This is a genomic window from Neobacillus rhizophilus, from assembly GCF_018343535.1.
GTDB lineage: Bacteria > Bacillota > Bacilli > Bacillales > Cytobacillaceae > Neobacillus > Neobacillus rhizophilus.
This window is the reverse complement of the sequence record NZ_JAGYPF010000001.1, coordinates 980,435-1,006,128: the sequence shown is the minus strand read 5'-3', so window position 1 is coordinate 1,006,128 and position 25,694 is coordinate 980,435. Positions and strand designations below refer to the sequence as shown.

General features: G+C 40.3%; 29 protein-coding genes. 24 read left to right on the top strand and 5 right to left on the bottom strand.

The genetic code is table 11. The features are described 5' to 3' along the window. Positions 1-190: 190 nt before the first annotated feature. A complete protein-coding gene (locus KHA99_RS04660) occupies positions 191-643 on the top strand; it encodes a hypothetical protein (protein WP_213116237.1) in 453 nt (150 codons plus the stop codon). A gap of 289 nt (positions 644-932) precedes the next feature. Here the strand turns inward: KHA99_RS04660 and mreBH are convergent, their stop codons facing one another. Then, a complete protein-coding gene (mreBH, locus tag KHA99_RS04655; RefSeq protein WP_213116236.1) occupies positions 933-1,940 on the bottom strand; it encodes a rod-share determining protein MreBH in 1,008 nt (335 codons plus the stop codon). 502 nt (positions 1,941-2,442) lie between these two features. Here mreBH and miaA point away from each other — a divergent pair. The 3 genes from miaA (at position 2,443) to spoVK (ending at position 4,847) form a co-directional block, all read left to right on the top strand. Further along, on the top strand, positions 2,443-3,327 hold the full coding sequence (gene miaA / locus KHA99_RS04650) for a tRNA (adenosine(37)-N6)-dimethylallyltransferase MiaA (RefSeq protein WP_307852014.1): 885 nt from the start codon (positions 2,443-2,445) through the stop codon (positions 3,325-3,327). 27 nt (positions 3,328-3,354) lie between these two features. Beyond that, positions 3,355-3,585 carry an RNA chaperone Hfq gene (hfq, locus tag KHA99_RS04645; protein WP_213116235.1) on the top strand — a complete coding sequence of 77 codons (231 nt, stop codon included), beginning with the start codon at positions 3,355-3,357 and terminating at the stop codon, positions 3,583-3,585. A 311-nt stretch (positions 3,586-3,896) separates the two neighbouring features. Then, positions 3,897-4,847 (top strand): stage V sporulation protein K, encoded by a 951-nt coding sequence (gene spoVK, locus KHA99_RS04640; protein WP_213116234.1) that lies wholly within the window; start codon positions 3,897-3,899, stop codon positions 4,845-4,847. Positions 4,848-4,880: 33 nt separating this feature from the next. Here the strand turns inward: spoVK and KHA99_RS04635 are convergent, their stop codons facing one another. Continuing rightward, entirely contained in the window at positions 4,881-5,489 is a 609-nt protein-coding gene (locus KHA99_RS04635; protein ID WP_213116233.1) for a trimeric intracellular cation channel family protein, read from the bottom strand. 163 nt (positions 5,490-5,652) lie between these two features. On the opposite strand from KHA99_RS04635, the gene hflX reads away from it, so the two are divergent. From hflX to glnA, 4 genes are all read left to right on the top strand, one after another. Then, entirely contained in the window at positions 5,653-6,909 is a 1,257-nt protein-coding gene (gene hflX / locus KHA99_RS04630; protein WP_213116232.1) for a GTPase HflX, read from the top strand. Between the two features lie 14 nt (positions 6,910-6,923). Further along, positions 6,924-8,195, top strand: coding sequence for a methionine gamma-lyase family protein (locus KHA99_RS04625; RefSeq protein WP_213116231.1), 1,272 nt, complete (start codon positions 6,924-6,926; stop codon positions 8,193-8,195). A gap of 532 nt (positions 8,196-8,727) precedes the next feature. Then, on the top strand, positions 8,728-9,102 hold the full coding sequence (locus KHA99_RS04620) for a MerR family transcriptional regulator (RefSeq protein ID WP_213116907.1): 375 nt from the start codon (positions 8,728-8,730) through the stop codon (positions 9,100-9,102). Between the two features lie 27 nt (positions 9,103-9,129). After that, entirely contained in the window at positions 9,130-10,464 is a 1,335-nt protein-coding gene (gene glnA, locus KHA99_RS04615; protein ID WP_213116230.1) for a type I glutamate--ammonia ligase, read from the top strand. 133 nt (positions 10,465-10,597) lie between these two features. On the opposite strand, the gene KHA99_RS04610 is transcribed toward glnA, so the two are convergent. Next, a complete protein-coding gene (locus KHA99_RS04610) occupies positions 10,598-11,017 on the bottom strand; it encodes a hypothetical protein (protein WP_213116229.1) in 420 nt (139 codons plus the stop codon). 239 nt (positions 11,018-11,256) lie between these two features. Between KHA99_RS04610 and KHA99_RS04605 the strand changes: the two genes are divergently transcribed. The 5 genes from KHA99_RS04605 to KHA99_RS04585 all read left to right on the top strand — a co-directional run bounded on the left by KHA99_RS04605 (position 11,257) and on the right by KHA99_RS04585 (position 14,377). After that, complete coding sequence (locus KHA99_RS04605; RefSeq protein WP_213116228.1) at positions 11,257-12,516, top strand: cation:proton antiporter; 1,260 nt, start codon at positions 11,257-11,259, stop codon at positions 12,514-12,516. 82 nt (positions 12,517-12,598) lie between these two features. Continuing rightward, the gene (locus KHA99_RS04600) at positions 12,599-12,976 is read left to right on the top strand and encodes a PepSY domain-containing protein (RefSeq protein WP_213116227.1); all 378 of its coding nucleotides are present in this window, start codon (positions 12,599-12,601) and stop codon (positions 12,974-12,976) included. A gap of 101 nt (positions 12,977-13,077) precedes the next feature. Next, on the top strand, positions 13,078-13,554 hold the full coding sequence (locus KHA99_RS04595; RefSeq protein WP_213116226.1) for a DUF2680 domain-containing protein: 477 nt from the start codon (positions 13,078-13,080) through the stop codon (positions 13,552-13,554). Positions 13,555-13,628: 74 nt separating this feature from the next. After that, positions 13,629-14,006 (top strand): fluoride efflux transporter CrcB, encoded by a 378-nt coding sequence (crcB, locus tag KHA99_RS04590; protein ID WP_249366527.1) that lies wholly within the window; start codon positions 13,629-13,631, stop codon positions 14,004-14,006. 8 nt (positions 14,007-14,014) lie between these two features. Continuing rightward, positions 14,015-14,377: a fluoride efflux transporter FluC gene (locus KHA99_RS04585; RefSeq protein WP_213116224.1), complete on the top strand. Its 363-nt coding sequence runs from the start codon at positions 14,015-14,017 to the stop codon at positions 14,375-14,377. 125 nt (positions 14,378-14,502) lie between these two features. Here the strand turns inward: KHA99_RS04585 and lexA are convergent, their stop codons facing one another. After that, on the bottom strand, positions 14,503-15,126 hold the full coding sequence (gene lexA / locus KHA99_RS04580) for a transcriptional repressor LexA (protein ID WP_213116223.1): 624 nt from the start codon (positions 15,124-15,126) through the stop codon (positions 14,503-14,505). A 159-nt stretch (positions 15,127-15,285) separates the two neighbouring features. Between lexA and yneA the strand changes: the two genes are divergently transcribed. The 10 genes from yneA (at position 15,286) to KHA99_RS04530 (ending at position 24,444) form a co-directional block, all read left to right on the top strand. Next, positions 15,286-15,609 (top strand): cell division suppressor protein YneA, encoded by a 324-nt coding sequence (yneA, locus tag KHA99_RS04575; RefSeq protein ID WP_213116222.1) that lies wholly within the window; start codon positions 15,286-15,288, stop codon positions 15,607-15,609. Between the two features lie 14 nt (positions 15,610-15,623). After that, on the top strand, positions 15,624-16,271 hold the full coding sequence (locus KHA99_RS04570; RefSeq protein WP_213116221.1) for a YneB family resolvase-like protein: 648 nt from the start codon (positions 15,624-15,626) through the stop codon (positions 16,269-16,271). Between the two features lie 82 nt (positions 16,272-16,353). Then, positions 16,354-16,584 carry a DUF896 domain-containing protein gene (locus tag KHA99_RS04565; RefSeq protein ID WP_213116220.1) on the top strand — a complete coding sequence of 77 codons (231 nt, stop codon included), beginning with the start codon at positions 16,354-16,356 and terminating at the stop codon, positions 16,582-16,584. A gap of 178 nt (positions 16,585-16,762) precedes the next feature. Next, entirely contained in the window at positions 16,763-18,769 is a 2,007-nt protein-coding gene (tkt, locus tag KHA99_RS04560) for a transketolase (RefSeq protein WP_213116219.1), read from the top strand. Between the two features lie 202 nt (positions 18,770-18,971). Continuing rightward, on the top strand, positions 18,972-19,412 hold the full coding sequence (gene sirA / locus KHA99_RS04555; RefSeq protein ID WP_213116218.1) for a sporulation inhibitor of replication protein SirA: 441 nt from the start codon (positions 18,972-18,974) through the stop codon (positions 19,410-19,412). Positions 19,413-19,491: 79 nt separating this feature from the next. Further along, positions 19,492-19,704, top strand: a complete 213-nt coding sequence (locus KHA99_RS04550; protein WP_213116217.1) for a YneF family protein — start codon at positions 19,492-19,494, stop codon at positions 19,702-19,704. Between the two features lie 169 nt (positions 19,705-19,873). Beyond that, on the top strand, positions 19,874-20,134 hold the full coding sequence (locus KHA99_RS04545) for a YneF family protein (protein WP_284037583.1): 261 nt from the start codon (positions 19,874-19,876) through the stop codon (positions 20,132-20,134). 235 nt (positions 20,135-20,369) lie between these two features. Beyond that, the gene (locus KHA99_RS04540; RefSeq protein WP_213116216.1) at positions 20,370-20,570 is read left to right on the top strand and encodes a cold-shock protein; all 201 of its coding nucleotides are present in this window, start codon (positions 20,370-20,372) and stop codon (positions 20,568-20,570) included. Between the two features lie 327 nt (positions 20,571-20,897). Beyond that, positions 20,898-22,649 (top strand): ABC transporter transmembrane domain-containing protein, encoded by a 1,752-nt coding sequence (locus tag KHA99_RS04535; RefSeq protein ID WP_213116215.1) that lies wholly within the window; start codon positions 20,898-20,900, stop codon positions 22,647-22,649. 1 nt (position 22,650) lies between these two features. Then, positions 22,651-24,444 carry an ABC transporter ATP-binding protein gene (locus tag KHA99_RS04530; protein ID WP_213116214.1) on the top strand — a complete coding sequence of 598 codons (1,794 nt, stop codon included), beginning with the start codon at positions 22,651-22,653 and terminating at the stop codon, positions 24,442-24,444. Positions 24,445-24,497: 53 nt separating this feature from the next. On the opposite strand, the gene KHA99_RS04525 is transcribed toward KHA99_RS04530, so the two are convergent. After that, a complete protein-coding gene (locus KHA99_RS04525; RefSeq protein ID WP_213116213.1) occupies positions 24,498-24,680 on the bottom strand; it encodes an aspartyl-phosphate phosphatase Spo0E family protein in 183 nt (60 codons plus the stop codon). Positions 24,681-24,934: 254 nt separating this feature from the next. On the opposite strand from KHA99_RS04525, the gene KHA99_RS04520 reads away from it, so the two are divergent. Beyond that, a complete protein-coding gene (locus tag KHA99_RS04520; RefSeq protein ID WP_213116212.1) occupies positions 24,935-25,642 on the top strand; it encodes a cytochrome c biogenesis CcdA family protein in 708 nt (235 codons plus the stop codon). Positions 25,643-25,694: the final 52 nt, after the last annotated feature.

The following is a 25,694-nucleotide window of genomic DNA, read 5'->3' as shown; positions in this document are numbered from 1 at the left end:
CCGTTATTTTACCGGAGAACTGTCCTTTAGCTGAAAATAACCTATAAGTTGCCGATTGCCAATGAAATAGAAACCCAAAAAGATTGCGAAATTTGCAACAAAATAACCTTAAATCGTATTGGAATGATTTAACATTGGTGAAATAATTATATTGTAAGGATTGACCATTTGAAAAAATGGGGGAGAGGCCTTGATTGCCTATAGTCTATTAAGTATATTTTTACCTGCAGTTTTGCTTATTTTTATTGTTGTTTCTGTAGTGAAATATAAAGACAAGGGGGGAGAGGCAGTGATTCGCCATCTTTACACGTATTTGGTATTATTTGCAACCCTGATGATGGTCATCGGAGGCGGGATATCGATTTTTATGGCGGCAGCTGATTTGATCAGTCCGCCAAGTTATTATCAAAGCTATGATGATTACAAAATGATGAAAGAAAGCGGTAAGATTCCGAACGAAAATGGAGAAAAATTGACAGAAAAAGAACTGCGCGCGAATTACGAACAGGCCGTCGAAGATCAAAAGAACCAAACACGGGGACAGGCAAAGAACCAAATCATCAAAAGCCTGGGATTCATTATTATTCCATTGCCTATTTTTCTGTATTTTAATAGTTTACGAAAAAAACAGAATGATATCTAAATTAAAAAGCCGCATTCTCCTTCAATAGTTGAAGGAATGCGGCTTTTTGCATGAAAAGTTAAAAACTTGAGTTACTTATAATAGATTTCTAATAATTTATACGGTATCTCAACAAAATTTGCATCAGTTGGTGACTTCAAGATTGAGATTCCAAATATATCTACGAAATTTTTCAATATATCTACAATTCTCAGAATATATCTACGAAATATTCCAATATATCTACGATTATCAGATTATATCTACGAATCCCGAATTTTCGGCCTTGTAAGAACCGCCGATTTTAAATTTATTTCACCGCAACCTGAATCTTACTCATATACTGCAGTGCCTTACCAGTGCCGATTGCGACTGACTCAAGCGGACTAGGTGCCAGCTGGACAGGTACAAAAATTTCACTGCTCAGCCATGCCTCCATCCCGTTCATAAGCGCACCGCCGCCCGTGATAATTACACCGCGATCGACGATATCACCGCTTAACTCGGCCGGGCTATCTTCAAGTGTGGCGCGGATGACCTCTAAAATATGCAATAGTGATTCCTTCATCGCCGCGCGAATTTCGTAGGATGAAAGTTTAATGGTTTTTGGCAGACCAGTCAACAGGTCGCGGCCGCGGACATCCATGAACTTTTCCTCATGGTCGATTAATGCATAACCGATTTCAAATTTCACATTCTCAGCCGTTCTTTCACCGATTAGCACATTGTACTCTTTGCGGACATACTGAATAATATCATCATCGAGACGGTCGCCGCCAATTTTTATAGAATGATAGGCAACCACGCCGCCGAACGAAATAATTGCCACCTCTGTGTTGCCGCCGCCGATATCCACGACCACATTGGCAACCGGCTCGTCGATCGGCATGCCTGCACCAATTGCCGCTGCTACCGGCTCCTCAATCAAGGTAATTTTCTTGGCTCCGGCGTTACGGACGGCATCTTGAATCGCCCTTCTCTCAACACTTGTCGAACCGGAAGGAATACAGACTACAACATTCGGCTTCCGCATCGCAAAGCCAATCTTTTTAGAAGCCATTTTCAAGATTTGTTTAAGCATTTCTGTTGTGACATCAAAGTCAGCAATGACACCATCTTTTAACGGACGTATCGCCACGATTTTTTCGGGTGTTTTCCCAATCATTTCTTTCGCTTCTGTACCGACAGCGACGATATTTTTCGAAACGGTATCTATTGCCACAACGGATGGCTCGTTTACGGCAATCCCCTTATTTTTGCTATAAACCAATGTATTTGCAGTACCTAAATCAATTCCAATATCAAAAGTAGATAACATTCTATTCACCTAATTTCTAATTTTTCTCCATCCAATGACAAAATGCGATTATTTTTTACAAAATATCTTACGAATAAGCCTATCATGAATGTGGGGGTAGAAAGCGCTTTGTAAAAAAACCGTTATCTTTTTGTAATTACACGAAATGTAATTCTTACATTTGAAATATAAATTCCTCTTCAAAAAGTGCATAGAAAAGAATATTATTGTATATACTTATTTGATGTTCTACTGCTTTTAAAAATTATGTTACGATAAAGGAGAAACGCCCCTAACAGGCGTCGATTGTAAATGAAAACTCGTCGATGGCGAGTCCGATAGGACGAAGACAGAGGCGTAGTTGAATTTATGCGTTAAGAAAGTAAAAAGCTTTCGATAGAAAGTTTATACTTTCTTATTAGCTAAAAAGGGATAAGGCAGTGTGAAAAGATTGGAATTAAATCAGAAATTATTAGTGATCATCGGACCAACTGCTGTGGGGAAAACAAAGCTGAGCATAGAAATGGCTAAATGTTTCAATGGCGAAATCATCAGTGGGGATTCGATGCAAATTTACCGCGGCATGGATATTGGAACGGCGAAAATCAGGAAAGATGAAATGGAAGGGATTCCGCATCATTTAATTGATATAAGAGAGCCGGATGAAAATTTTTCCGTTGCTGAATTTCAAACCCTTGTTCGAGCTAAAATAAAGGAGATTGCCGAAAAAGGGAAACTGCCCATCATTGTTGGCGGAACAGGGCTTTATGTTCAATCTGTCATCTATGATTATCAATTTTCCGATGTTTCTGGAGATGACGAATTCCGCACGCAGCTTGAGGAACGGGCGAATAGAGAAGGGAATGAGGCTCTCTATAAGGAACTCATCGAGGTTGACCCGGAAAGTGCCGCTGAGATTCATCCTAATAATCTTAGAAGGGTAATTCGTGCTCTAGAAATCTTCCATCTTACAGGAAAAACCAGACAAGAAATACAAAAATCTCAAGTGCTGGACCTGCTTTACCAAACCGCCCTTGTCGGATTGACGATGGACCGTGATAAACTTTATGAGCGAATTAATTCCCGCGTCGATTTAATGATGCAGGAAGGGCTATTTGAAGAAGTAAAGGGATTGTACGGACAGGGCTTGCGAGATTGCCAATCCATTCAGGCAATAGGCTACAAAGAGATTTATGACTATCTTGATGGTAAAATATCATTAGAGGAAGCTGTCGAGAACCTAAAGCAAAACTCGCGGCGTTATGCCAAACGGCAGCTGACATGGTTTCGAAACAAGATGGAGGTTGAATGGTTTGATGTGACAAATGTGAACAGCTTCGCAAAAAAAATCATGGAAATTTCACAATATGTTGAAGGAAAGCTTCAAGTAAAATCGAATACATATTAGTAGAGATAAAAGAGGAGGATATATGAAATGAAAACAACAATCAATATTCAGGACCAATTTTTAAACCAATGCAGAAAAGACAATACCAATGTAACGGTATTCCTTTTGAATGGATTCCAATTACGAGGCCAAATCAAGGGCTTTGATAATTTTACGGTTTTGTTTGAATCAGAGGGGAAACAGCAATTGGTTTATAAGCATGCCATTTCAACCTTTGCACCGCAAAGAAATGTGCAGTTGGACTTGGAAAATCAATAAATCTTCACCCGTGGGCCCATACATTTGGGCTCTTTTTTTGCTAATAGGAAAGCATAAATTTCACAAATTTATACTTTCCTAACGCATAAATTCAACTACGCCTCTGTCTTCGTCCTCACGGACTCGCCAATCGGCGAGTTTTCAATTATTTTTTTCAAAGAAAAACTTTTTTAATGAATTTCCCGAACGGTGAATACAAATAGAATGAAGGATTATGATTTTCTTGAAATAACTCACCACAAACAAGAAAGGCATAAATTTCCTGCAAGCTATTTTACGTATCCTGGTTGCGTTTAGGAGAGGTGAAGGCTTTGGATCAACCGATTCGTATGAAAAGCAATGGCCAAATAAGTGTTTCTCTCAACTCCCAAAAAAGAAAAACAGTAACGAAAACGTTAACTGATTTTCAAGTTGCTCCAAAGGTTATTCCCCCTGAGCATTCCGCCTTAAAGGAAATCGAAGAGGAACTTGGTGCTTTGGTTGGCATGGACGAAATGAAACGAACGATAAAAGAAATTTATGCATGGATTTATGTCAATAAAAAGCGCGAAGAAATGGGTCTCAAAGCAAAAAAGCAAGCCCTTCATATGATGTTTAAAGGTAATCCGGGAACGGGGAAAACCACAGTCGCACGGCTGATTGGCAAGCTTTTTCAAAAAATGAACGTGCTAACGAAGGGACATTTAATCGAAGCGGAGCGGGCTGACCTCGTTGGGGAGTATATCGGCCATACAGCACAAAAGACGAGGGACTTGGTAAAGAAAGCTCATGGCGGGATATTGTTTATTGATGAAGCTTATTCCTTAGGACGCGGCGGCGAAAAGGATTTTGGCAAAGAAGCGATTGATACTCTCGTGAAGCATATGGAGGATAAACAGCATGAGTTTGTCCTCATTCTAGCCGGCTACTCAAGAGAAATGGATTATTTTCTATCGTTAAATCCAGGGCTCCATTCCCGTTTTCCACTAGTGATTGATTTCCCGGATTACAATATTGAACAATTAATGCAAATCGGGGCGAAGATGCTGGTGGAAAGGGAATATTCGTTAAGTCATGAGGCAGAAAAGAAAATAAAGGATCATTTAATATGGGTGAAGTCTGTCTTAAGTCCCAATCATTTTTCCAACGGGAGATATGTCCGCAACATCATTGAAAAATCGATTCGGGCCCAGGCGATGAGGCTGTTATTGCAAAACAGTTATGACCGGCACGAATTGATGACGATCCGCAGTAATGACTTGGTGTTTGAGGAGGATGGATAAAAAAATCGACGGGGGAGAGTCCCTCGTCGATTTTTAGTTCATTCGCTGTAACCCGCGTGTTGGCAGTTTCCAGTCATATGTGTAGGAAAGAACGCGAAGCGCAGTTATGATAATAAACAATGTATACAATTCCCATGCTTGTGTAGCTAGTTTAAGTCCGATGACGACCCCGGCAAGAATCGCCCAAACTGCGTATATTTCGGAACGCAGCACAATCGGCTTTCTGCCAGCCAATAAATCACGGATGATTCCGCCGCCGCTTCCTGTTAAAACAGCCGCTACAATCACAGCACTCAGCGGGTGATTCATATTTGCCGCATAAATGGCACCTTGAATAGCAAATGCTGACAGCCCAATGGCATCAGAGAAATTACCCCACTTTTGCCAATGTTTTAAAAGATTAGTTGGAAATAAGAATACAGCCGTAATCGATAATATAGCAATTTGAAAAAATAACCCCTGTTCCCAAATAGCTGAAACGGGAACTCCTATTAAAAGATTGCGAATCGCCCCGCCGCCAAAAGCAGTGACAATTCCCAAAATATAAACTCCTAAAATATCATATTTTTCTTCCATGGCCACAATCGCGCCACTGACCGCAAAAGCGATGGTGCCGATCATGCTTAATACTTCCCATGCCATTTCGTTCAGCTTCTCTCCGATGAATATTCTTTTTATAAACAAACAATAAAATTTTATCACGTTACTCCAAAATTACAATAAAAAAGTATTGGGAAAATTAGAGTATCGGAGTGTTTTTTGTTAAGATGGAAATTAGAGCTTTAACGGAAAGGAAGGATGCCGTTTGGAACAAAGAGAAACAAAGGAAAAAGCCATTCTGGTCGGCTGCCAAATCGATGATGACGACCTAAGGTTTCAATATTCAATGGATGAGTTAGGATCCTTAACGGAAACGGCGCAAGGAGAAGTATTGGCTTCGCTTGTCCAAAAGAGAGACCGTCTCCATCCAGCAACGTACATAGGTAAAGGAAAAGTGGAAGAATTATCGGCGCTTGTGGCCGAATTGGAGGCTGACCTGGTCATTTTCAACGATGAGCTCTCTCCAAGCCAGAAACGGAATTTGGCTTCCGGAATTGAGGCGAGGATCATTGACCGGACCCAGCTGATTTTAGATATTTTTGCACAAAGAGCCCGCTCCAAGGAGGGGAAACTTCAGGTAGAGCTTGCCCAGTTACAATATATTCTGCCGCGTTTGGCCGGACAGGGTACGGCGTTATCACGCCTTGGTGGTGGAATCGGTACAAGAGGCCCAGGGGAAACAAAACTGGAGTCAGACCGCCGTCACATCCGCCGCCGCATTGACGACATCAAAGGCCAACTTTCGGTGGTTGTTCAGCATCGCGAGCGTTACCGTGAGCGTAGGAAGAAAAATAAAGCCTTTCAGGTTGCGATTGTCGGTTACACGAATGCCGGGAAATCGACTCTTTTTAACCGGCTTTCCGAGGCAGATTCATATGAAGAAAACCAGTTATTCGCCACGCTTGACCCGATGACGAGAAAGCTTATTTTACCAAGCGGCTTCTTGTCATTAATTACTGACACCGTCGGATTCATTCAGGACTTGCCGACAGCGCTGATTGCTGCCTTCCGCTCAACTCTTGAAGAGGTGAAAGAAGCCGATCTGCTGCTTCATGTCGTCGATATGTCGAACCCGGATTATTTTCAGCATGAAAAAACGGTGATTAAACTTCTTGAAGACTTGGATGTCAAAGATATCCCGCAATTAACCGTTTATAATAAACGGGATCTTCAGCATCCCGATTTCGTACCGACCGCCGACACGCCGACAGTGTTCATCAGCGCTTTTAATGAAGATGACCGTCATGCGTTAAAGGTGAAAATCGAGCAGCTTGTCGTGGGCATGATGGAACCATATGAAGTAATGGTGCCTTCAACAGAAGGAAAGCTCTTGTCGCAATTAAAAAATGATACGATTCTCAGGGAACTTACCTTTGATGAAGAAACTCAAGACTACCGTTGCAAAGGATATTCCCTAAAGGACCATCAAATAACAGGCCAATTACAGAAATTCAATGAATAAAGGGAGTTAACAGCATGTTTCAACACTTGAAAAATGGGGAAAAGCTTCAGCCGATTGTAAAGGAAGTCGAAAAACAAATTGCTGAAGTCCATAAAGGAATCGAGGAACGCATTGAATCCAATCAGTTCCGAGTTTTACAAAGCTTTCAAAAGCACCGGGTAAGTGATTCTCACTTTATTCCTTCTACTGGGTATGGTTACGACGATATCGGCCGTGATACATTGGAATTAGTGTATGCGGATGTTTTCGGCGGTGAGGCCGGACTGGTTCGTCCACAGATTATATCGGGCACTCATGCCATATCGATTGCATTGTTTGGTGTGCTTCGCCCCGGCGATGAACTTTTGTATATTACCGGAAAACCTTATGATACCCTTGAGGAAATCGTCGGAATCCGCGGGAATGGCGTAGGTTCCCTGAAGGAATTTGGGATTTCGTATGACAGTGTATCGTTGATAGATGAAGGCGGGATTGATTGGGAAGGAATTGCTCGAAAGATTAAACCTAATACGAAAATGATTGGCATCCAGCGTTCCAAAGGCTATGCGGTCCGACCATCGTTTACGGTTGCTGAGATAGGCGAGATGATTAGTTTCGTTAAGGAGATTAAGCAGGATGTTGTCGTGTTTGTTGATAACTGCTACGGAGAATTTGTTGAGGAAATAGAGCCGTGCCATGTCGGTGCTGATTTAATGGCGGGGTCATTGATTAAAAATCCAGGCGGCGGCCTAGCTAAAACCGGCGGCTATATCGTTGGAAAAAAACAATGGGTCGAAGCTTGTTCTTATCGGATGACCTCTCCGGGAATTGGTGCCGAAGCGGGGGCTTCACTTTATAGTTTGCAGGAAATGTATCAGGGCTTTTTCTTGGCGCCGCATGTGGTCGGGCAGGCTCTGAAAGGTGCGGTCTTTACTGCTGCCATGCTGGAAAGGCTGGGGATGAATTCTTCTCCACGCTGGGATGCGCGGCGGACAGATTTGATCCAATCCGTTCAATTTGATGACCGGGATAAAATGGTTGCCTTCTGCCAGGCCATCCAGTTCGCCTCACCTGTGAATTCTTATGTGACTCCGCATCCAAGCTACATGCCTGGTTATGAGGATGATGTAATTATGGCAGCTGGAACCTTCATTCAAGGTGCGAGCATCGAGTTGACGGCAGATGGCCCGATCCGCCCGCCATATGTCGCTTATGTGCAAGGCGGATTAACCTATGCCCACGTGAAAATGGCTGTATGTTTGGCTTTGGATCATTTGGTTGAGAAAGGGTTACTGGTGCTAGAGTAGGGGAGGATAGGGAAGGACAGCGGGTTGGGCTTTGAGGAGGCTCCATAACGCCCGAAGCAAAGAAGATAATACCAGTTCAGTTGTTATGGAGGCTTCATAACAACTGAAGCAAAGAGGAATATACCAGTTCAGTCGTTATCGAGGCTCCATAACGCCCGAAGCAAAGAAGATCATACCAGTTCAGTCGTTATGGAGGGCTTCATAACGACCGAAACAAAGAGTGAAATATCAATTCAGTGGTTATAAACGCTTCATAACCCCCGAAACAAAAGAAAAATTCCCTATCCAGTAGTTTTGACCGCTTCATAACTACTCAATAAAAGAAATTCGTTTGGGTTCGGTCGTTATCAATGAATCATCACTCCTCTTGCCAAGGTTTGTAACCAAAATTACAATAATAAGAAACTACTAAAAAACCATGTTAGATTATCTTACATATCATTGACATATTTCCTAACACCAAATATAATACAAATATAAATTAGCAAAAGGGAGGAGAAAATTGGTGAGTGGAAAAGAAATTCGCCGATCAATGCCGTTGTTTCCCATTGGTACAGTGATGCAGCTGACCGAACTTACCGCCAGGCAAATTCGCTACTATGAAGAACACCAATTGATATCTCCGGCACGTACGGAGGGAAACAGGCGACTTTACAGCCTAAATGACATTGACAGGCTATTGGAAATAAAAGACTTAATTGACCAGGGAATAAATATGGCTGGCATTAAGCAGTTATTATTGGTCAAAGAACAGCAAGAGTCGCTACTTGAACAGCAAGCGAAAAGTGCAAAGCGCGAGGTTACCGATGATGAGCTGAGGAAACTTCTTCGCAATGAACTGATGCATTCAGGCAGACTGAATCGTTCGTCTTTAAGGCAAGGAGATCTTTCACGCTTTTTTCATTAATTTTTATAAAAATTGGAGGAATTACAAATGCCGAAGTACACAAGAGAAGATATTCAACGCTTGGCTAAAGAAGAAAACGTTAAATTTATCCGCCTTCAGTTTACGGATATTCTTGGAACTATTAAAAACGTGGAAATTCCAATCAGCCAATTAGAAAAGGCACTTGATAACAAAATGATGTTTGACGGCTCCTCTATCGAAGGGTTCGTACGTATTGAAGAATCTGATATGTACCTGTACCCAGATTTAAACACTTGGGTAGTATTCCCTTGGACTGCTGAAAAAGGGAAAGTGGCCCGCTTAATCTGTGATATTTACAATTCAAACGGAACACCATTTGCCGGGGACCCGCGCAATAACTTAAAGCGTGTATTAAGGGAAATGGAAGAGCTTGGCTTCACTGACTTCAACCTTGGGCCTGAGCCAGAATTCTTCTTATTTAAATTAGACCAAAAAGGCGAGCCAACATTAGAGTTGAACGACCAAGGCGGATACTTTGACTTAGCGCCTACAGATCTTGGTGAAAACTGCCGCCGTGATATCGTACTTGAGCTTGAAGAAATGGGCTTCGAAATCGAAGCATCCCACCACGAAGTAGCACCTGGTCAGCACGAAATCGATTTTAAATATGCAGATGCTCTTACAGCATGTGACCAAATCCAAACTTTCAAGCTAGTTGTAAAAACAATTGCCCGCAAGCACGGCTTGCATGCAACCTTTATGCCAAAGCCATTGTTCGGCGTTAACGGTTCCGGAATGCACTGCAACGTTTCCTTATTCAATAATGGCAAAAATGCATTCTTTGAACCAACAGGCGACCTGCAAATGAGCGACACTGCCCGTCAATTTATCGCAGGTGTTCTAAAGCATGCACCATATTTCACGGCAGTAACTAACCCAACTGTTAACTCTTACAAGCGTTTAGTTCCAGGTTACGAGGCACCTTGCTATGTAGCATGGTCTGCACAAAACCGTTCACCGCTTGTCCGTATCCCTGCTTCCCGAGGCTTGAGCACACGTATCGAGGTTCGCAGTGTTGACCCTGCGGCAAACCCGTACTTAGCGTTGGCGGTCATTTTAAAAGCTGGTCTTGATGGAATCAAAAACAATTTAACACCTCCAGCACCAGTTGACCGGAACATCTATGTTATGACGAAGGAAGAAAGAATCGAAGAAGGCATCATTGATCTTCCTGCAACATTGGCAGCAGCACTTGAGCTATTGAAATCAAACGAAGTTATCGTTTCTGGTTTAGGCGAGCATATCTTCGAACACTTTGTGGAAGCAAAAGAGATTGAATGGGATATGTTCCGTACCGTTGTACACCCTTGGGAACGCGAACAATATATGAGCATGTATTAATACCTTAATCTACTATTAAAGCATCAGCAAAACACTCAGTAAATATTGTACTGAGTGTTTTTTATTATCAATTTTTTAAGAATAGTCTTTCCTCTATAGTTTGGTACATATCAATACAGAAATAATGAACAACCTATTTCAATAATCGTATGTCCCCTTCAGAATAATATCTAAAATAATTACAGACTTCTAACTGATAGTCTTCTCCGTTGGGAATATTTTCAAAGGTATGCTTAAATTCTTTTTCGCACTGGTCGCCATTAATGACGATACTATCAACATATTCAGTGCGTAAACCAAAATGGCTCACTTTTATGATGGAATACCTAATCGGCCATGAATGATCATAGGTACATTGGGTGCCGGTCACTGTGACGGTGTTGTTGTCTATCGAAAATTTTGAAGTGAAAAAATATGGCACATCCACGCACAGCCGCCATTGATAATGATCCCCCTTTTCTTTCTTCCTTTTTACCCTTTGTGTCTGGAACAAGCCTAGTAAGAATGTATATAGGAAAGTGAGTATTCTTTTCCTAAAAACTTCCATAGCCATTTTATTTCCTCACTTTCTGATTTATATCCTACTATATTATCTGCACTGCCTCGAACAGATGGAACGGCATTATCCCAGCTTGTCTGAATGTTTCTAATAAACTTTGCCCTTTTTAAGACAAACCTTTCCCCTTAAATACTGACGAGCATATATTGATTAATAAATAAAAAGATAATGCGGAATCTACAAGGGCATTTATAGTTGGTTGGTGGTTTTAGTAAAAAAATGGAGGGAGAGAGATGTTTACAATTACACAAGTACAGGTTAGCCATTTTTTGTTTGCAATGGGCTTTTTACTAGCTACTGCTCATATCCTTGGCTATCTTTGCGAACGTTTATATATACCAAGAGTAATAGGGGAGGTTGGAGCGGGGATCATTCTAGGTCCAAGTTTGTTAGGATATTTTTATCCAAACATATTTGATTGGATGTTTAATGGATTTCCTTTGGAGCATCAGCTGTTCGGTTTAATTTATCAATTGGGATTAATTCTGTTGATGTTTGTGTCAGGCTTAAAATTCCATACGGAATTTAAACAAGAGGACTTGAAAATAACAACGGCCATTACAATTGGTTCAAGTGTTCTTCCATTTATTTTAGGCTGGATTATTACCAACTTTCTTGATATGTCTAGATTTGTGGGTGAGGTCGGTAACTTGCTGGCTTTTAAATTAGTGGTTTGTATTTCAATCGCCGTCACGTCTATACCAGTCATTTCAAAGATATTTATTGATTTGGGGATAATGAAAACAAGGTTTGCGAAACTTGTTATTATTATAGCAGGGGTGCATGATATCATTTTATGGATAGTTTTGGGCGTGGCTACCAACCTGGTTGCCAACAATAGTAAGACACTGTCTTTTAATGATATATTTTTAAGCATTGGAACCATCTGTCTGTTCCTGGTCGGAATGCTGTATGTGTTAAGAATCCTTTTTAAATACTTTACCATCCATAACCGAAACATTTTCTTTCGATCTTCCAATTTAGGTTACCTATTATTTATCTTATTTATAGCATGTGTCTTGGCCTATCTGTTTCAGGTTGAAACCATTTTCGGAGCTTTACTGGTTGGTATAGCGGCGAAAATTTATCTCCCGCAAGAAGTATCATCGAAAGTGGAAGAAGGAGTATCAAATCTATCCTTCTCCTGGTTTATCCCTATTTATTTTGCCACGGTTGGGCTGCAGCTCGATTTAGCAAATTCATTTGATTTCATTTTCTTCGTACAATATCTATTGCTTGCCACCTTTATTCAAATAACCATCGTTTACTTTACATGCCGATTAATAAAACTCAATTCACTGACCAGCTTGAATTTCGGCTTTGCCATGAATGCCAGGGGTGGTCCTGGAATCGTCCTTTCAACAGTGGCTTATATGTCTGGCATCATCAATCAGGAATTTTTTGCTATCCTCATTCTCCTAGCTCTTACAACCTCATGGATAACCGGTACATGGCTAAGATTTTTAGTGAAAAATGAATGGGATTTGATGTGAGTCTTTGAAAATATTCTCAAAACATGAATAAGTTTTAAACTCTTACACAAGATATAAAAAAATAATTAGGGAGTGTAAGAGTATGAAGAAATTAATATGGTTAATTGCGTTACTATTAACAATTAGTTTTGCTGCAAAATTAGAAAACGCCTTTGCTGCAGTCAAGGATGGGCAGCCAAAAGAACAAAAACAAATTTCAGAAAAAGAGGCTGGAGAAATTGCCCTACAGAAAGTAAAAGGCAAGATTTTAAGCGTGAAATTGGAAGAAGATGATGGCAGGAATGTCTATGAGGTAATGGTGAAAACAAACGAAGCCATTTACGAAGTTGAGATTGATGCTGCAACTGGCAAGGTTTTGGAAATTGAAAAAGAAGGCCGGCATGACAATGGCCGTGAGGATGAGGATGGTCATGACGATGATGATGGCCATGACGATGATGATGGCCATGGAGACGATTAAATCCACACTCATGAAGGTATTGAAATAATTCTTCAAGCTGCATATCAATTTAGATGTGCAGTTTTACATTTTTAAGTCATTTATTTTTAAGGAGAAAAGAAATGATAATAAAATATGTAAGCATCGTCGTTTTGTTTCTAAGCTATTCGCTCATGCCCTTCCAAGCCTCTGCCAAAATGGAGTCCTTTAATAAAGAAAAAACTGTCGAAGATACTGGTTCAAATAAGGAAAGTTTAAAGAAAGAAAAGAGTCCAGTCAATAAACAACCGAAAGAAGATACGGATGATCCAGAAAATGAAAATGAAATGGATAACGACTTAGACTGCACAAAGGATATTCGATTTACGGAAGCCCAAAAAAAACGTCTTGATCAAATTTACCATCAGATTTATATGGATTATATTTCTTTGATTGAAACCTATGCTTGGGCGGGAGCGTTAACTCAAGATCAAAAAACCATTCGATACAACATGTTAAAAAACTATATTCTTACTTTTCAAAAAAGAAATTATAAATGGTGTAGTGAATACGAAGAAGACGAATGGGAGGAAGAATGGTATAACAGCGATAATGATTAAAGTTCGTTTTGATAATAGTCCAAGTTAGCATTTTATTTCATAGCATTGAATATATTGGGAATAAAAAAGAAGTGATGGAAATGGTCTATCTGGCTGTTGGATGCGGAGGAGTAATCGGTGCGGTATTTCGGTTTTTATTAGATGGTTTGATTTCCCGTACCGCACTCCCTCTTTCCTCGGGTATATTATTTGTGAACATGATCGGCTGTTTTATCATTGGATTCACTTTATCATTAAATCCAAACCGTTTCTCTTCGTTGTTTAAACTTGGATTTGTAACTGGATTCCTAGGCTCATTTACAACTTTCTCCTCTTTCAGTGTGAAAACAATTGAACTTTTTCTGAAATGGGGTATTCAACCAAGCATTGTTTACTTGGCACTAACAATAATTGCAGGTTATGGATCTGTAAAAATTGGACGTGTTATCGCATTGAAAATAGAGAAAGGGTAATTTTGGCTATGATAATAACACTGTTGGTTATTGGTGCAGGAGGATTTCTTGGTGCTATTTCTCGTTATCTACTTAGTACCTTTTTCTTTAAATGGAATATTAATAAAATCCCACTGGGCACTCTCATCATAAATGTCTCAGGTTCGTTTGCAGCAGGAGTTCTTTTTGCAAAGGACAACATATCAGAAACACAAATAAATTTCCTGATGATTGGCTTTCTTGGGTCCTTTACTACTTTTTCAACCTTTAATTATGAATTGCTGCAGCTTGGGGAAAGTAACGGAAAGGTTCATTTTTTGATTTATGGAGCTGCCATGTACGCAGCCAATATTTTGGCTGCTTATCATGGATATTCATGGTCAAATAACTAGAGTGATAAATAAATAGAAAAGATGGACTTCCTCTTTCGAAGCGTACGCTGTCTAGTAAACACCTAAATTTTGATTAAAAAAAGCCAGCAGTTATGCTGGCTTTACCGTACCCCTATGGAGTGTTTTTAATGAATTTGTCTATATACCCCAATTACCTTCCCCAAAATGGTAACGTTGTTTAAAATGATTGGATCCATAGAAGAGTTTTCCGGCTGCAGGCGGATGTAGTCTTTCTCCTTGAAGAATCTCTTACAGGTAGCCTCGTCTTCTTCGGTCATCGCAACAACGATATCCCCGTTGTTCGCAGACGGCTGCTGTTTTACAATAACGTAATCTCCGTCAAGAATCCCTGCTTCAATCATACTTTCTCCCATGATTTCAAGCATGAAGACATTCTCGCTAGAAGGAGCTAGTCTTTCGGGAAGAGGAAAATATTCCTCAACATTTTCAATGGCCGTAATCGGCAGTCCGGCAGTAACTTTACCGACAACTGGGACATTTACAACATGGTTTCGAGGGATATGAGCAGCTTCATCCGCTTCCAGGATTTCGATAGCCCTTGGTTTTGTTGGATCCCGTCTAATTAAACCCTTGCTTTCTAATCTGGCTAAATGCCCATGTACAGTAGAACTCGATGCTAGTCCGACTGCTTCGCCAATTTCCCGAACAGATGGCGGATATCCCTTTGTTTTCACTTCTCCTTTTATGAAATCAAGGATATCCTGCTGCCGCTTTGATACTTTTACCATGATAAATTACACCTCGCCTGGTTAATGTTGTCTTTATTATAACATGTTCGCATAATTTATACAAACATAAGTTCGAATAATGCTTGACAACAAACAAACGTTCGGATTATAATCAAATCAAATAAAACGAACATACATTCTAATCAGGGGTGTTTTATAATGAAAAAAATATGGAACCAATACTCATACGCTATTATTCTTCTATTATTAAGCTGCTCATTAGCATTTGTATTAGCATTTCAGCAAAGTCCGAAAAATCAGGATAAATATTTGAAAGTGACTGTAGCAGACGGAGACACACTATGGGAAATTTCCCAAAAGTATGCTGGCGAGCATTCATTATCAAACAAGGAATTCGTCAACTGGGTGAAAAAACATAATCGGGATGTTGGGGATGAAATTTTTCCAGGTGAAGAAATTTTAATTCCGGTTAGTAATGAAGCACCCGCAGAAAGGGAATTAGCAAGTGCATTAGAGAAATAGGAAGGACCTAAAAAATGAACGCAATCATCTACTGCCGAGTAAGTACGAATAAGGAAACACAGGAAACATCATTGAGACGCCAGGAAGACGAGCTAGTCCAGCTCGCCAACCGATATCAATTCCATATCGATTCAATCATTAAAGAGCAGGCGAGCGGCTATGATTTAGAAAGAGATGGTATCCTGCAACTTTTGGAGCGCATTAAAGATAAACAAGTCCAGGCTGTACTAATCCAGGATGAAACAAGGCTCGGCCGAGGGAATGCCAAGATTGCCATCCTGCATTGCATTTTAAAAGAAGGAATTAAACTATACAGCATTTCGCATAATGGTGAATTGCAGCTTTCCGAATCGGATTCAATGGTCTTAAAAATCGTCAGCATGGTGGAAGAGTACCAGCGCAAGCTTCATAATGTAAAAATAAAACGTGGCATGAAGCGGGCAGTTGAAAAAGGCTATAGGCCGGAAAAAAATTTAAAAAATCTAGGCGAACATTCGGGACGGGATAAAATTGAAGTACCTGTCCAAGAAATTGTCAGGTTGAGAAAAAATGGCCTGACCTTTTCGGAAATTGCCGCAACATTAAGAGGCTTTGGCTATAACATTTCGAAAGCCACTGTACATAGAAGATACCAGGAATTCATAGAAGAGCAGGCGGAATAAACCTTCATCCTTGCCAGGTGGATTCTTTTCTAGTACAATCTTGTCTTAATGTTAGCAGTTTTTTGGAAAGGAATGTACTTGAATGCTATCCAAGGAAAAAATGGCCAGAATCAATGAATTGGCAAGGAAAAAGAAAGCGACAGGTTTAACAGAAATCGAAGCAAAAGAGCAGTCATCACTTAGAAGTGAATATTTAGCTGCTTTTCGATCGCAAATGCTGGATACCCTGACAAATACAAAAATAATTGATCCACTTGGTAATGACGTTACACCTGAAAAAATAAAAACCAGGAAAAAAAATAATCTTCATTAAAGCATCTGGGAATACAAGTTATTTGTATTCCTTTTTACATATATAGCGCTTTCATGTGTCAAAATATATAATAAAGTGAATTTTGCTACAAAATACGTAGTAATTTGTTGAATAAAAATCCACAGCACTATAATATTAAAGTTGTTTGTATTTTCCGAAGAAGGAAGGTTGTAAAAAGATGTTTAACACAATTGATGATTTATCTGTCACCACGATTCGTACGCTTTCAATTGATGCTATCGAGAAAGCAAACTCTGGACACCCTGGAATGCCGATGGGTGCTGCTCCAATGACCTATACATTATGGACAAGATTTATGAACCACAACCCTAAAAATCCACATTGGTTCAACCGTGACCGCTTCGTATTATCTGCAGGTCATGGATCTGCATTGCTTTACAGCATGCTTCATCTATCCGGCTATAATTTATCCATGGATGATTTAAAGCAATTCCGCCAATGGGGAAGCAAAACTCCAGGACATCCTGAATATGGCCATACTGAAGGAGTAGAAGCAACGACTGGGCCGCTTGGTCAAGGGATTGCTATGGCAGTGGGAATGGCTATGGCAGAACGCCATGTTGCTAGCGTTTATAACAAAGACAAATATGAACTTGTGAATCATTTTACATACAGCGTTTGTGGAGACGGCGACTTAATGGAAGGCGTATCTGCTGAGGCTGCATCACTTGCCGGTCACCTAAAGTTAGGCCGTTTAGTCGTATTATATGATTCAAATGATATTTCCTTAGACGGAGATTTGAATAAATCTTTCTCTGAAAGTGTGAAGGAGCGCTTCCAATCTTACGGATGGCAGTATCTTCGTGTCGAAGACGGTAACAACTACGAAGAAATTGCTAAAGCACTTGAAGAAGCAAGAAATGATTTAGACAGACCAACCATGATTGAAGTAAGAACAGTGATTGGTTACGGTTCACCTAACCGTGCCGGCACATCAGGTGTTCATGGGTCACCACTTGGTGCAAATGAGCTAAAGCTTACCAAAGAAGCTTATAAGTGGACTTTCGAGGAAGATTTCCATGTTCCACAAGAAGTTTACGATAACTTCCAAAAGCTTATCGTTGAAAATGGTGAGAAAAAAGAAAAAGAGTGGAACGACATGTTCGCTCAGTATAAAAACGAATATCCAGAGTTGGCTCGCCAGCTTGAACAAGCACTAAATCATGAACTTCCTGAAGGATGGGATAAGGATGTTCCGGTTTACACTGAAGGCAAGGGGCTTGCAACTCGTGCTTCTTCAGGTGAAGCGCTAAATGGCATTGCCAAGAACCTGCCGATTTTAATTGGTGGTTCTGCTGACCTTGCCGGTTCTAACAAAACAATGCTTAAAGGGACAACAGACTTCATGCCAGGCGCATATGAAGGCCGCAACATCTGGTTCGGCGTTCGTGAATTTGCAATGGGTGCTGCAATGAATGGTATTGCTCTGCATGGCGGGGTTAAAGTTTTTGGAGGAACATTCTTTGTATTCTCTGATTATCTTCGTCCGGCAATTCGCCTTGCAGCAATAATGGGTCTACCAGTTACTTATGTATTTACACATGACAGTATCGCAGTTGGGGAAGATGGACCAACTCACGAGCCAATTGAGCAACTTGCGGCATTACGCGCAATGCCAGGACTATCACTAATCCGTCCTGCTGATGCCAATGAAACAGCAGCAGCATGGAAGCTTGCAGTAGAATCAACAAACAAGCCGACAGCTTTAGTATTAACTCGTCAGGACTTACCAACATTAAAAGATACAGATAAAAATGCATATGTTGGAGTTTCTAAAGGAGCATATGTGGTTTCCGCAGCAGGAAAAGATACTCCAGATGCCCTATTACTAGCAGCTGGATCCGAAGTAAGTCTTGCAGTGGAAGCACAGAAAGCACTTGCTGGTGAAGGAATCCAGGTTTCTGTAGTCAGTATGCCATCATGGGATCGCTTTGAACAGCAATCACAAGAATACAAAGACTCTGTCCTTCCAAAGAGCGTGAAGAAGCGTCTTGCTCTGGAAGTCGGAGCATCCTTCGGCTGGCACAAATATGCTGGTGATGAAGGTGACGTATTAGCTATCGATCATTTTGGAGCATCTGCACCAGGTGAAAAAATCATGGAAGAGTTCGGATTTAGTGTGCCAAACGTCGTTGCTCGTGTGAAAGCACTTGTACAAAAATAATCAAATGACGAGGGAGAGGGGAAATTCCGCTCTCTCTTTTTTATGGAGGAAATCCGTCAGCTTCTATCGAAATAAATTACTGATATAGCACTCTAATTGCAAATCGACAAAATAAGTGAAAGTTTTTGCCGCGATAAGACAAATGTTTCCTTGCCGATTCTTTATAATAGATAAAAGGATTGTCAGCGGAGGAGAGGTTGGAATGAGGAAATATCAGCTTTATTTAATAGAAGATGAATTTGCCACCCATTACTTCGGACGAGAGCGGTTGTTTTTTCAACTATTCCAGGAACATCAGCACGCACGGGGCGAGCTTCAATTTATAACAAAAAAACAAATTGTCTATATAACAAAGAAAATAGAAGTATTAAAAATCCACCAGCTGATTCAAAGACAGCTTGGAAAAATAAAGGGCTTTAAAGCAGACCATGGTGCATATACGATTGATCTTAGTGGAAAAATAAGTAGGGCAAAATTGGAAGTCTACCAGGATTTAATCTCGCTGGAGGCACATGGAAGCTATGAAGCGGAGACAGCGTTTTTTGAAGTGCTGAGAAAGTGTGAATCCTCCTTTTTGGCGATTGACCTAGAACATGAGCGGTTTGGCTGGTTAAAGCCGATTAAAGAAAGAAAATATGTCTAATTAAAATCGAATATTGTCTAATTTCGTTTTATTTAGTACACTGTTGTATGGTAGACAACATGAAGGAGGAAATTATAATATGATGTACGTTCTAGTTGGTATACTGGCACTTGTAGCTGGTGTAGCACTAGGATTTTTCATTGCTCGCCGTTATATGATGAGCTATTTAAAGAAAAATCCGCCAATCAATGAGCAAATGCTTAAAACCATGATGATGCAAATGGGTATGAAGCCTTCACAGAAGAAGATCAACCAAATGATGCAAGCCATGAATAAGCAAACTGGGAAGTAAAACGTTGTTATATCAAGGTTTTTCAGATGGTTGAGAGTGATTTTTAAGAATAGGATAAGTTAAAGACTTAATCCTTCATCATAAATTCTTATAAAATTGCTTAATCCTTCAATATTTCAACACAAAACCACTTTTTCGGATGAATGATTAACCGAAGGGTGGTTTTTTTGTGCTATTAGAAGATGTAATTGAAGAATATTTGTACCATTGTTTAGTAAAAGGTTTCACCGATAAAACCATGAAAAATAAACGTCAGGATTATAAACAATTACTTCAATTTCTTAAAGAAAAAAGGGCAGTAACAGAACTTGAAAGTATAACCGTGTACGATTTAAAGGATAGATTGCTTTTCCGAGTTTTGATGCAAATGGGTATGAAGCCTTCACAAAAGAAGATCAACCAAATGATGCAAGCCATGAAAAGCAAATGAAATAAGAATCCTTAATTCAAAGCCACTTTTACCGGTTGAAAAAATTAGCCGGAAGGGTGGCTTTTTATTTTATTTTTTAGATGCTTGCTTTTGTTATAGAAGCGTGTTATACTAGTAAAGAATTATTTTTGTTCGGTGTAAAGGATAGTATAAGGAAAACTTTTCGTCTTGATGATCACTGAGAGCAAGGATAGTATTAACATTGTGTGTGTACACACACCAGGAGGCAACAAAAATGGAAAACGGTAAAGTAAAATGGTTTAACAGCGAAAAAGGTTTCGGATTCATCGAGCGCGAAGGTGGAGACGATGTATTCGTTCATTTCTCAGCTATCCAAGGCGAAGGTTTCAAAACTTTAGAAGAAGGTCAAGCAGTGACTTTCGATGTTGAGCAAGGACAACGCGGACCTCAAGCAGCTAACGTTCGTAAAGCTTAATTAAACCAAAAACAAACAGGCTCTGTAAAGGGTCTGTTTTTTTATACATAAAAAAACCCCTATTCACGAATGAATAGGGCCATGAAAACAGTAAATCAAATGGTAAACCAAGTGTATCATATAATCTTGAAATTACCTAGTTTTTTCGAAAATTTGTTACTAAGTACACTCATAATAGCGTTGAGTGTCTTTTTTATTGCGTTAAAGCGTTAATTTCTTAATCTTCCTTATTTTAGAAAAATTTGATAAAATAAATCTTCGTCAGGCTAAATATTTTTTACCAGTAATGAACGGTACATGAATTTGATCCGTTTTGGGGGAGGTTATATGAAGGTTTTTTTGGAGCTAGGCTGGTTTTTTAAACAAGAGAAAAAAGCATACATATCAGGGGTATTCTTTTTACTAGTAGTGGCTTTTTTACAGCTTGTGCCGCCAAAGGTCATCGGAATTGTGGCGGACCATATAAATGACGGAACCGTGACAAAAGGACTACTTGCAGAATGGGTCGTTGTTCTGGTTGCTGTCGGACTTGCTACCTACATCCTAAGATACTATTGGCGGATCATGATTTTCGGATCCTCAGTAAAGCTAAGCAAAATTTTAAGAAATCGTTTATATCATCATTTTACAAAAATGTCCCCTGCCTTTTATCAAAAAAGCAGGATTGGGGATTTAATGGCACATGCTACCAATGACCTTCAAGCCATCCAGCAGACAGCAGGGGCGGGGGTTTTGACTTTAGTAGACTCATTGTCAACCGGTGGTTTTGTTATTCTGACCATGGCTTTTACAATCAGCTGGAAATTAACGCTTATTTGTTTAATCCCGCTGCCATTTATGGCGATGCTGACAAGCTGGTTTGGTACCATGCTGCACAGAAGCTTTCATAAAGCCCAGGAAGCTTTTTCATCCTTAAATGATAAAACCCAGGAAAGCATTACAGGAATAAAGGTCATCAAGACATTTGGCCAGGAACAAGAGGATATTGAAGACTTCAGAAAACAATCAGATGATGTCGTTCAGAAAAATATCGTCGTCGCCAAAATCGATTCCCTCTACGATCCGACTATTTCCATCATCGTCGGAATTTCCTTTTTCCTATCCATTGTATTCGGTGCAAAGTATGTGCTGAATGGTGAGTTGACGATTGGTCAATTAATATCTTTTACTACTTATTTAGGTTTATTAATCTGGCCGATGCTGGCATTCGGATGGTTATTTAACATTGTGGAGCGCGGCCGGGCTTCCTATGACCGTGTTGCAAAGCTCCTTGGCGAAAAGGTCGAAATAACGGACCAAAAACAAGCGACGGAAATGGTACCATGTGGTGATGTAGAGTATCGAATCCATGAATTTGCGTATCCGGGCGAATTGCAGCCAATACTTAAAAATATTCAGTTTAGATTAAACAAAGGGGAAACTCTGGGGATCGTTGGAAAAACAGGCGCCGGAAAAACGACACTATTAAAACTCCTGATTCGCGAGTTTGAAGGGTACAATGGGGAAATCCTGTTTGGCGGCGCGGCTCTACAGGATTATAAACTGGAAAAATTAAGAGAAGCCATTGGTTATGTACCGCAGGATCATTTCTTATTCTCTGCTACAGTTGCGGAGAACATTGCCTTTACGAATCCATCAGCGGACTGTGTAGAAATTGAATTGGCAGCGAAATTAGCTAATATTCATGAAGATATTCTCCAGTTTACGGATGGGTATAAGACAATCGTCGGTGAGCGGGGAGTGTCGTTATCAGGTGGGCAAAAACAGCGAATTTCGATAGCAAGGGCACTTCTGATGGATCCGGAACTGCTGGTGCTTGATGATTCCTTATCGGCCGTTGATGCGAAAACGGAGGAAGCGATCCTTTCGGCGCTTAAGGAAAATCGTGAAGGGAAGACAACCATCATTACGTCCCACCGATTAAGCGCCATTGCGCATGCCAACCTCATCCTGGTTTTAGAAGACGGAAAAATCATCGAACGAGGAACACATGAGGAATTGATGGAGCAGAACGGCTGGTATAGGGAAATGTATTTACACCAGCAGCTAGAAGAGCTGGTCGAGCATGGGGGACATTAATATGGAAGAAAAAGTTCAATTATCGGAACGTGAACAAAGAAAAGTCTTATACCGTCTCCTTTCCTATACAAAACCGCATAAAAGAACGATTACGCTTGCCTTCGTCCTGCTGCTGTTAACAACAGTGGGGGATATTGTCCTGCCGATTCTCGTCAAAATCTTCCTAGACGATTATTTAACACCGGGGAATCTGGAGTTTAAGCCATTGTTGCTGCTTGGCTCTTTGTATATGGGAATCCAGATCGTGAAAGCGATTCTCTTGTTCTTTCAATTGGTGAAATTTCAGGAGATTGCCCTGTATATCATCCAGCAGCTTCGAATCGATGTTTTTTCAAAAGTGCAAGCATTGGGATTGAAGTATTTTGATAAAACACCGGCGGGGAGTATTGTCTCACGGGTTACCAATGATACGGAAGCAATTAAAGACATGTTTGTCACGGTGCTGGCAACCTTTATTCAGAGCGGTTTTTTGCTGTTTGGTATTTTCATAGCCATGTTTATCTTAAACGTGAAGCTAGCCTTGCTATGTGTCATCATCATTCCGATTCTTATTTTTGTTATGGTCTTATATCGAAAGATGAGTTCGCGCTTTTATTTGGAAATGCGGGAGCGGTTAAGTCAGTTGAATGCCAAATTAAACGAATCGCTGCAGGGGATGGCGATTATTCAGGTGTTTCGTCAGGAAAAGCGCCTTCGCAGTGAATTTGGTGATATCAATGAGCAGCACTATAAGGCGGGGATGAAGAATATTAAAATAGACGGTCTATTGTTAAGGCCTGCTATTGATTTAATTTATATTTTTGCCTTAATCATCGTGCTTAGTTACTTTGGGATTACTTCCTTTAATACTAGTGTGAAAATTGGTGTCATATACGCATTTATCAATTATCTGGATCGTTTCTTTGAACCGGTAAATCAGATGATGATGCGCCTGTCTCTATACCAGCAGGCGATTGTGGCCGGCTCACGGGTATTTAAATTGCTCGATGAAGACACCTTGGCACCTGCCCAGAAGGAGGAAGGTGCAAGCCAGATTGAAAAAGGGAAAGTAGAATTTATGAATGTGAGTTTTTCCTATGACGGAAAACGCGATGTCTTAAAAAATATTTCCTTTGCCGCTAATCCAGGTGAAACGGTTGCGTTAGTCGGACATACGGGAAGCGGGAAAAGCTCTATCATCAATCTGATGATGCGGTTTTATGAATTTGAACGCGGTGAAATTTTGATTGACGGGGAATCCATCCGCCACTATTCAAAGGTTGAGATACGCAAGAAGCTTGGTCTAGTCCTTCAGGATCCGTTTTTGTTTTACGGGACCGTAAAGGATAATATTCGTCTTCATAATACCGACTTGACTGACGAGCAAATTGAAGAGGCTGCCCAGTTTGTTCAGGCCAATACGTTTATTGAGAAGCTTGAGGATGGCTATCGGCATAAGGTAGTCGAGCGAGGCGCCACTTTCTCAAGTGGACAGCGACAGTTAATTGCATTTGCAAGGACGATTGCGGCGAATCCAAAAGTTTTAGTTCTTGACGAAGCGACTGCCAATATTGATACAGAGACGGAGGAAGCAATCCAGACGGCCCTGGCAAAAATGCGTAAAGGCCGGACTACCATCGCGATTGCCCACCGTCTATCCACCATTCAGGATGCCGATTTAATCTTAGTCTTGCATCAAGGCGAAATTGTAGAGCGTGGGAACCATCAGGAGCTTCTGGCGCAAAAGGGACTCTATCATAAAATGTTTCTGCTGCAAAACGGGATGGTAGAAAAGATGGAGGATGTCATCAACTAGAAGAGAAAACAAATAAAAGAAGCCTGGGTTGCCAGGCTTCTTTTATTTGTAGGTTATTGAGCAACAAATGATGATGGGACTTTTTCTATATATGCTCGATTATATTCATTTATTAAGTGGTCAAGCTCCTGACTGTAGCGAATGGCAATAGAGGAGGTTAAACCGTTTTTGGTCGCAACTTTATAAAGTTCAGCACGCTTTTTTTCAATTAAAGTAACTATATCTTGTTTAACCACGGCTGATATCCTTTCTGGAAAAGTCCCGAAATTTTACTTAAAGGTCTGACTTCTAAACTATTAAATGGAAACTGTTTTACTAGTATAACCTAAGTTGTAAATTATTTCAAAGATAATTTGTAAATAAATATCCATCTAAAATGGCGATATTTGCTAATATCAATGATAGACACAAAATATTCATGATAATCATTATCTTTTAGCCTTTAGTTTTGTTAGAATGAAAGGGTATCGACTATAGTGGGAGTGTTAATATGGCAGATGTGAATTTATTTTTAGCGCTGGGGGCAGGGTTTTTAAGCTTCATTTCTCCATGCTGCTTACCGCTTTATCCTGCGTTCTTGTCGTATATTACGGGGATGTCAGTGGGTGAATTAAAAAGCGAAAATGCGATGCTGACGAAACGGAGCCTTTTACATACATTATTTTTCCTGATTGGTTTTTCCGTTATTTTTATTGCGATTGGTTTTGGTACATCATTCGTTGGCAGCTTCTTTCAGGAATACAAGGATTTAATCCGGCAGCTAGGCGCCATATTTATCGTTTTCTTCGGATTAGTGATTGTCGGCATTTTAAATCCAGAATTTTTGATGAGGGATCGACGTTTTGAATTTAAAAACCGTCCATCCGGTTATATTGGCTCGATTTTAATTGGGATGGCGTTCGCAGCAGGATGGACTCCTTGTACTGGTCCGATTCTTTCATCGGTTATTCTGCTTGCCGCGTCCAATCCAGGTTCTGGCGTTTTATACATGACTGCCTATTCGCTTGGCTTTGCGATTCCGTTCTTCATTTTATCATTCTTTGTCGGCCGGATGAGTTGGATCAAGAAACACAGCGTTAAAATTATGAAAATAGGCGGCACCTTAATGATTATCATGGGGGTTATGCTTTTCTTTGATTGGATGACAAAAATTATTCAAATCGTATCGCCACTTTTCGGCGGCTTTACAGGATTCTAAAGACTTCATGAAACCATTTTTGATTTTGTTAAAAATGGTTTCCTTTTTTTGG

Excerpts from the sequence above, each read along its gene's own strand:
- mreBH (WP_213116236.1), bottom strand. The coding sequence starts at position 1,940 with ATGTTATCTACTTTTGATATTGGAATTGATTTAGGTACTGCAAATACA.
- miaA (WP_307852014.1), top strand. The coding sequence starts at position 2,443 with ATGGCTAAATGTTTCAATGGCGAAATCATCAGTGGGGATTCGATGCAA.
- hfq (WP_213116235.1), top strand. The coding sequence starts at position 3,355 with ATGAAAACAACAATCAATATTCAGGACCAATTTTTAAACCAATGCAGA.
- KHA99_RS04635 (WP_213116233.1), bottom strand. The coding sequence starts at position 5,489 with ATGGCATGGGAAGTATTAAGCATGATCGGCACCATCGCTTTTGCGGTC.
- KHA99_RS04625 (WP_213116231.1), top strand. The coding sequence starts at position 6,924 with ATGTTTCAACACTTGAAAAATGGGGAAAAGCTTCAGCCGATTGTAAAG.
- KHA99_RS04620 (WP_213116907.1), top strand. The coding sequence starts at position 8,728 with ATGCCGTTGTTTCCCATTGGTACAGTGATGCAGCTGACCGAACTTACC.
- glnA (WP_213116230.1), top strand. The coding sequence starts at position 9,130 with ATGCCGAAGTACACAAGAGAAGATATTCAACGCTTGGCTAAAGAAGAA.
- KHA99_RS04610 (WP_213116229.1), bottom strand. The coding sequence starts at position 11,017 with ATGGCTATGGAAGTTTTTAGGAAAAGAATACTCACTTTCCTATATACA.
- KHA99_RS04605 (WP_213116228.1), top strand. The coding sequence starts at position 11,257 with ATGTTTACAATTACACAAGTACAGGTTAGCCATTTTTTGTTTGCAATG.
- KHA99_RS04600 (WP_213116227.1), top strand. The coding sequence starts at position 12,599 with ATGAAGAAATTAATATGGTTAATTGCGTTACTATTAACAATTAGTTTT.
- KHA99_RS04595 (WP_213116226.1), top strand. The coding sequence starts at position 13,078 with ATGATAATAAAATATGTAAGCATCGTCGTTTTGTTTCTAAGCTATTCG.
- crcB (WP_249366527.1), top strand. The coding sequence starts at position 13,629 with ATGGAAATGGTCTATCTGGCTGTTGGATGCGGAGGAGTAATCGGTGCG.
- KHA99_RS04585 (WP_213116224.1), top strand. The coding sequence starts at position 14,015 with ATGATAATAACACTGTTGGTTATTGGTGCAGGAGGATTTCTTGGTGCT.
- lexA (WP_213116223.1), bottom strand. The coding sequence starts at position 15,126 with ATGGTAAAAGTATCAAAGCGGCAGCAGGATATCCTTGATTTCATAAAA.
- yneA (WP_213116222.1), top strand. The coding sequence starts at position 15,286 with ATGAAAAAAATATGGAACCAATACTCATACGCTATTATTCTTCTATTA.
- KHA99_RS04570 (WP_213116221.1), top strand. The coding sequence starts at position 15,624 with ATGAACGCAATCATCTACTGCCGAGTAAGTACGAATAAGGAAACACAG.
- KHA99_RS04565 (WP_213116220.1), top strand. The coding sequence starts at position 16,354 with ATGCTATCCAAGGAAAAAATGGCCAGAATCAATGAATTGGCAAGGAAA.
- tkt (WP_213116219.1), top strand. The coding sequence starts at position 16,763 with ATGTTTAACACAATTGATGATTTATCTGTCACCACGATTCGTACGCTT.
- sirA (WP_213116218.1), top strand. The coding sequence starts at position 18,972 with ATGAGGAAATATCAGCTTTATTTAATAGAAGATGAATTTGCCACCCAT.
- KHA99_RS04550 (WP_213116217.1), top strand. The coding sequence starts at position 19,492 with ATGATGTACGTTCTAGTTGGTATACTGGCACTTGTAGCTGGTGTAGCA.
- KHA99_RS04540 (WP_213116216.1), top strand. The coding sequence starts at position 20,370 with ATGGAAAACGGTAAAGTAAAATGGTTTAACAGCGAAAAAGGTTTCGGA.
- KHA99_RS04535 (WP_213116215.1), top strand. The coding sequence starts at position 20,898 with ATGAAGGTTTTTTTGGAGCTAGGCTGGTTTTTTAAACAAGAGAAAAAA.
- KHA99_RS04530 (WP_213116214.1), top strand. The coding sequence starts at position 22,651 with ATGGAAGAAAAAGTTCAATTATCGGAACGTGAACAAAGAAAAGTCTTA.
- KHA99_RS04520 (WP_213116212.1), top strand. The coding sequence starts at position 24,935 with ATGGCAGATGTGAATTTATTTTTAGCGCTGGGGGCAGGGTTTTTAAGC.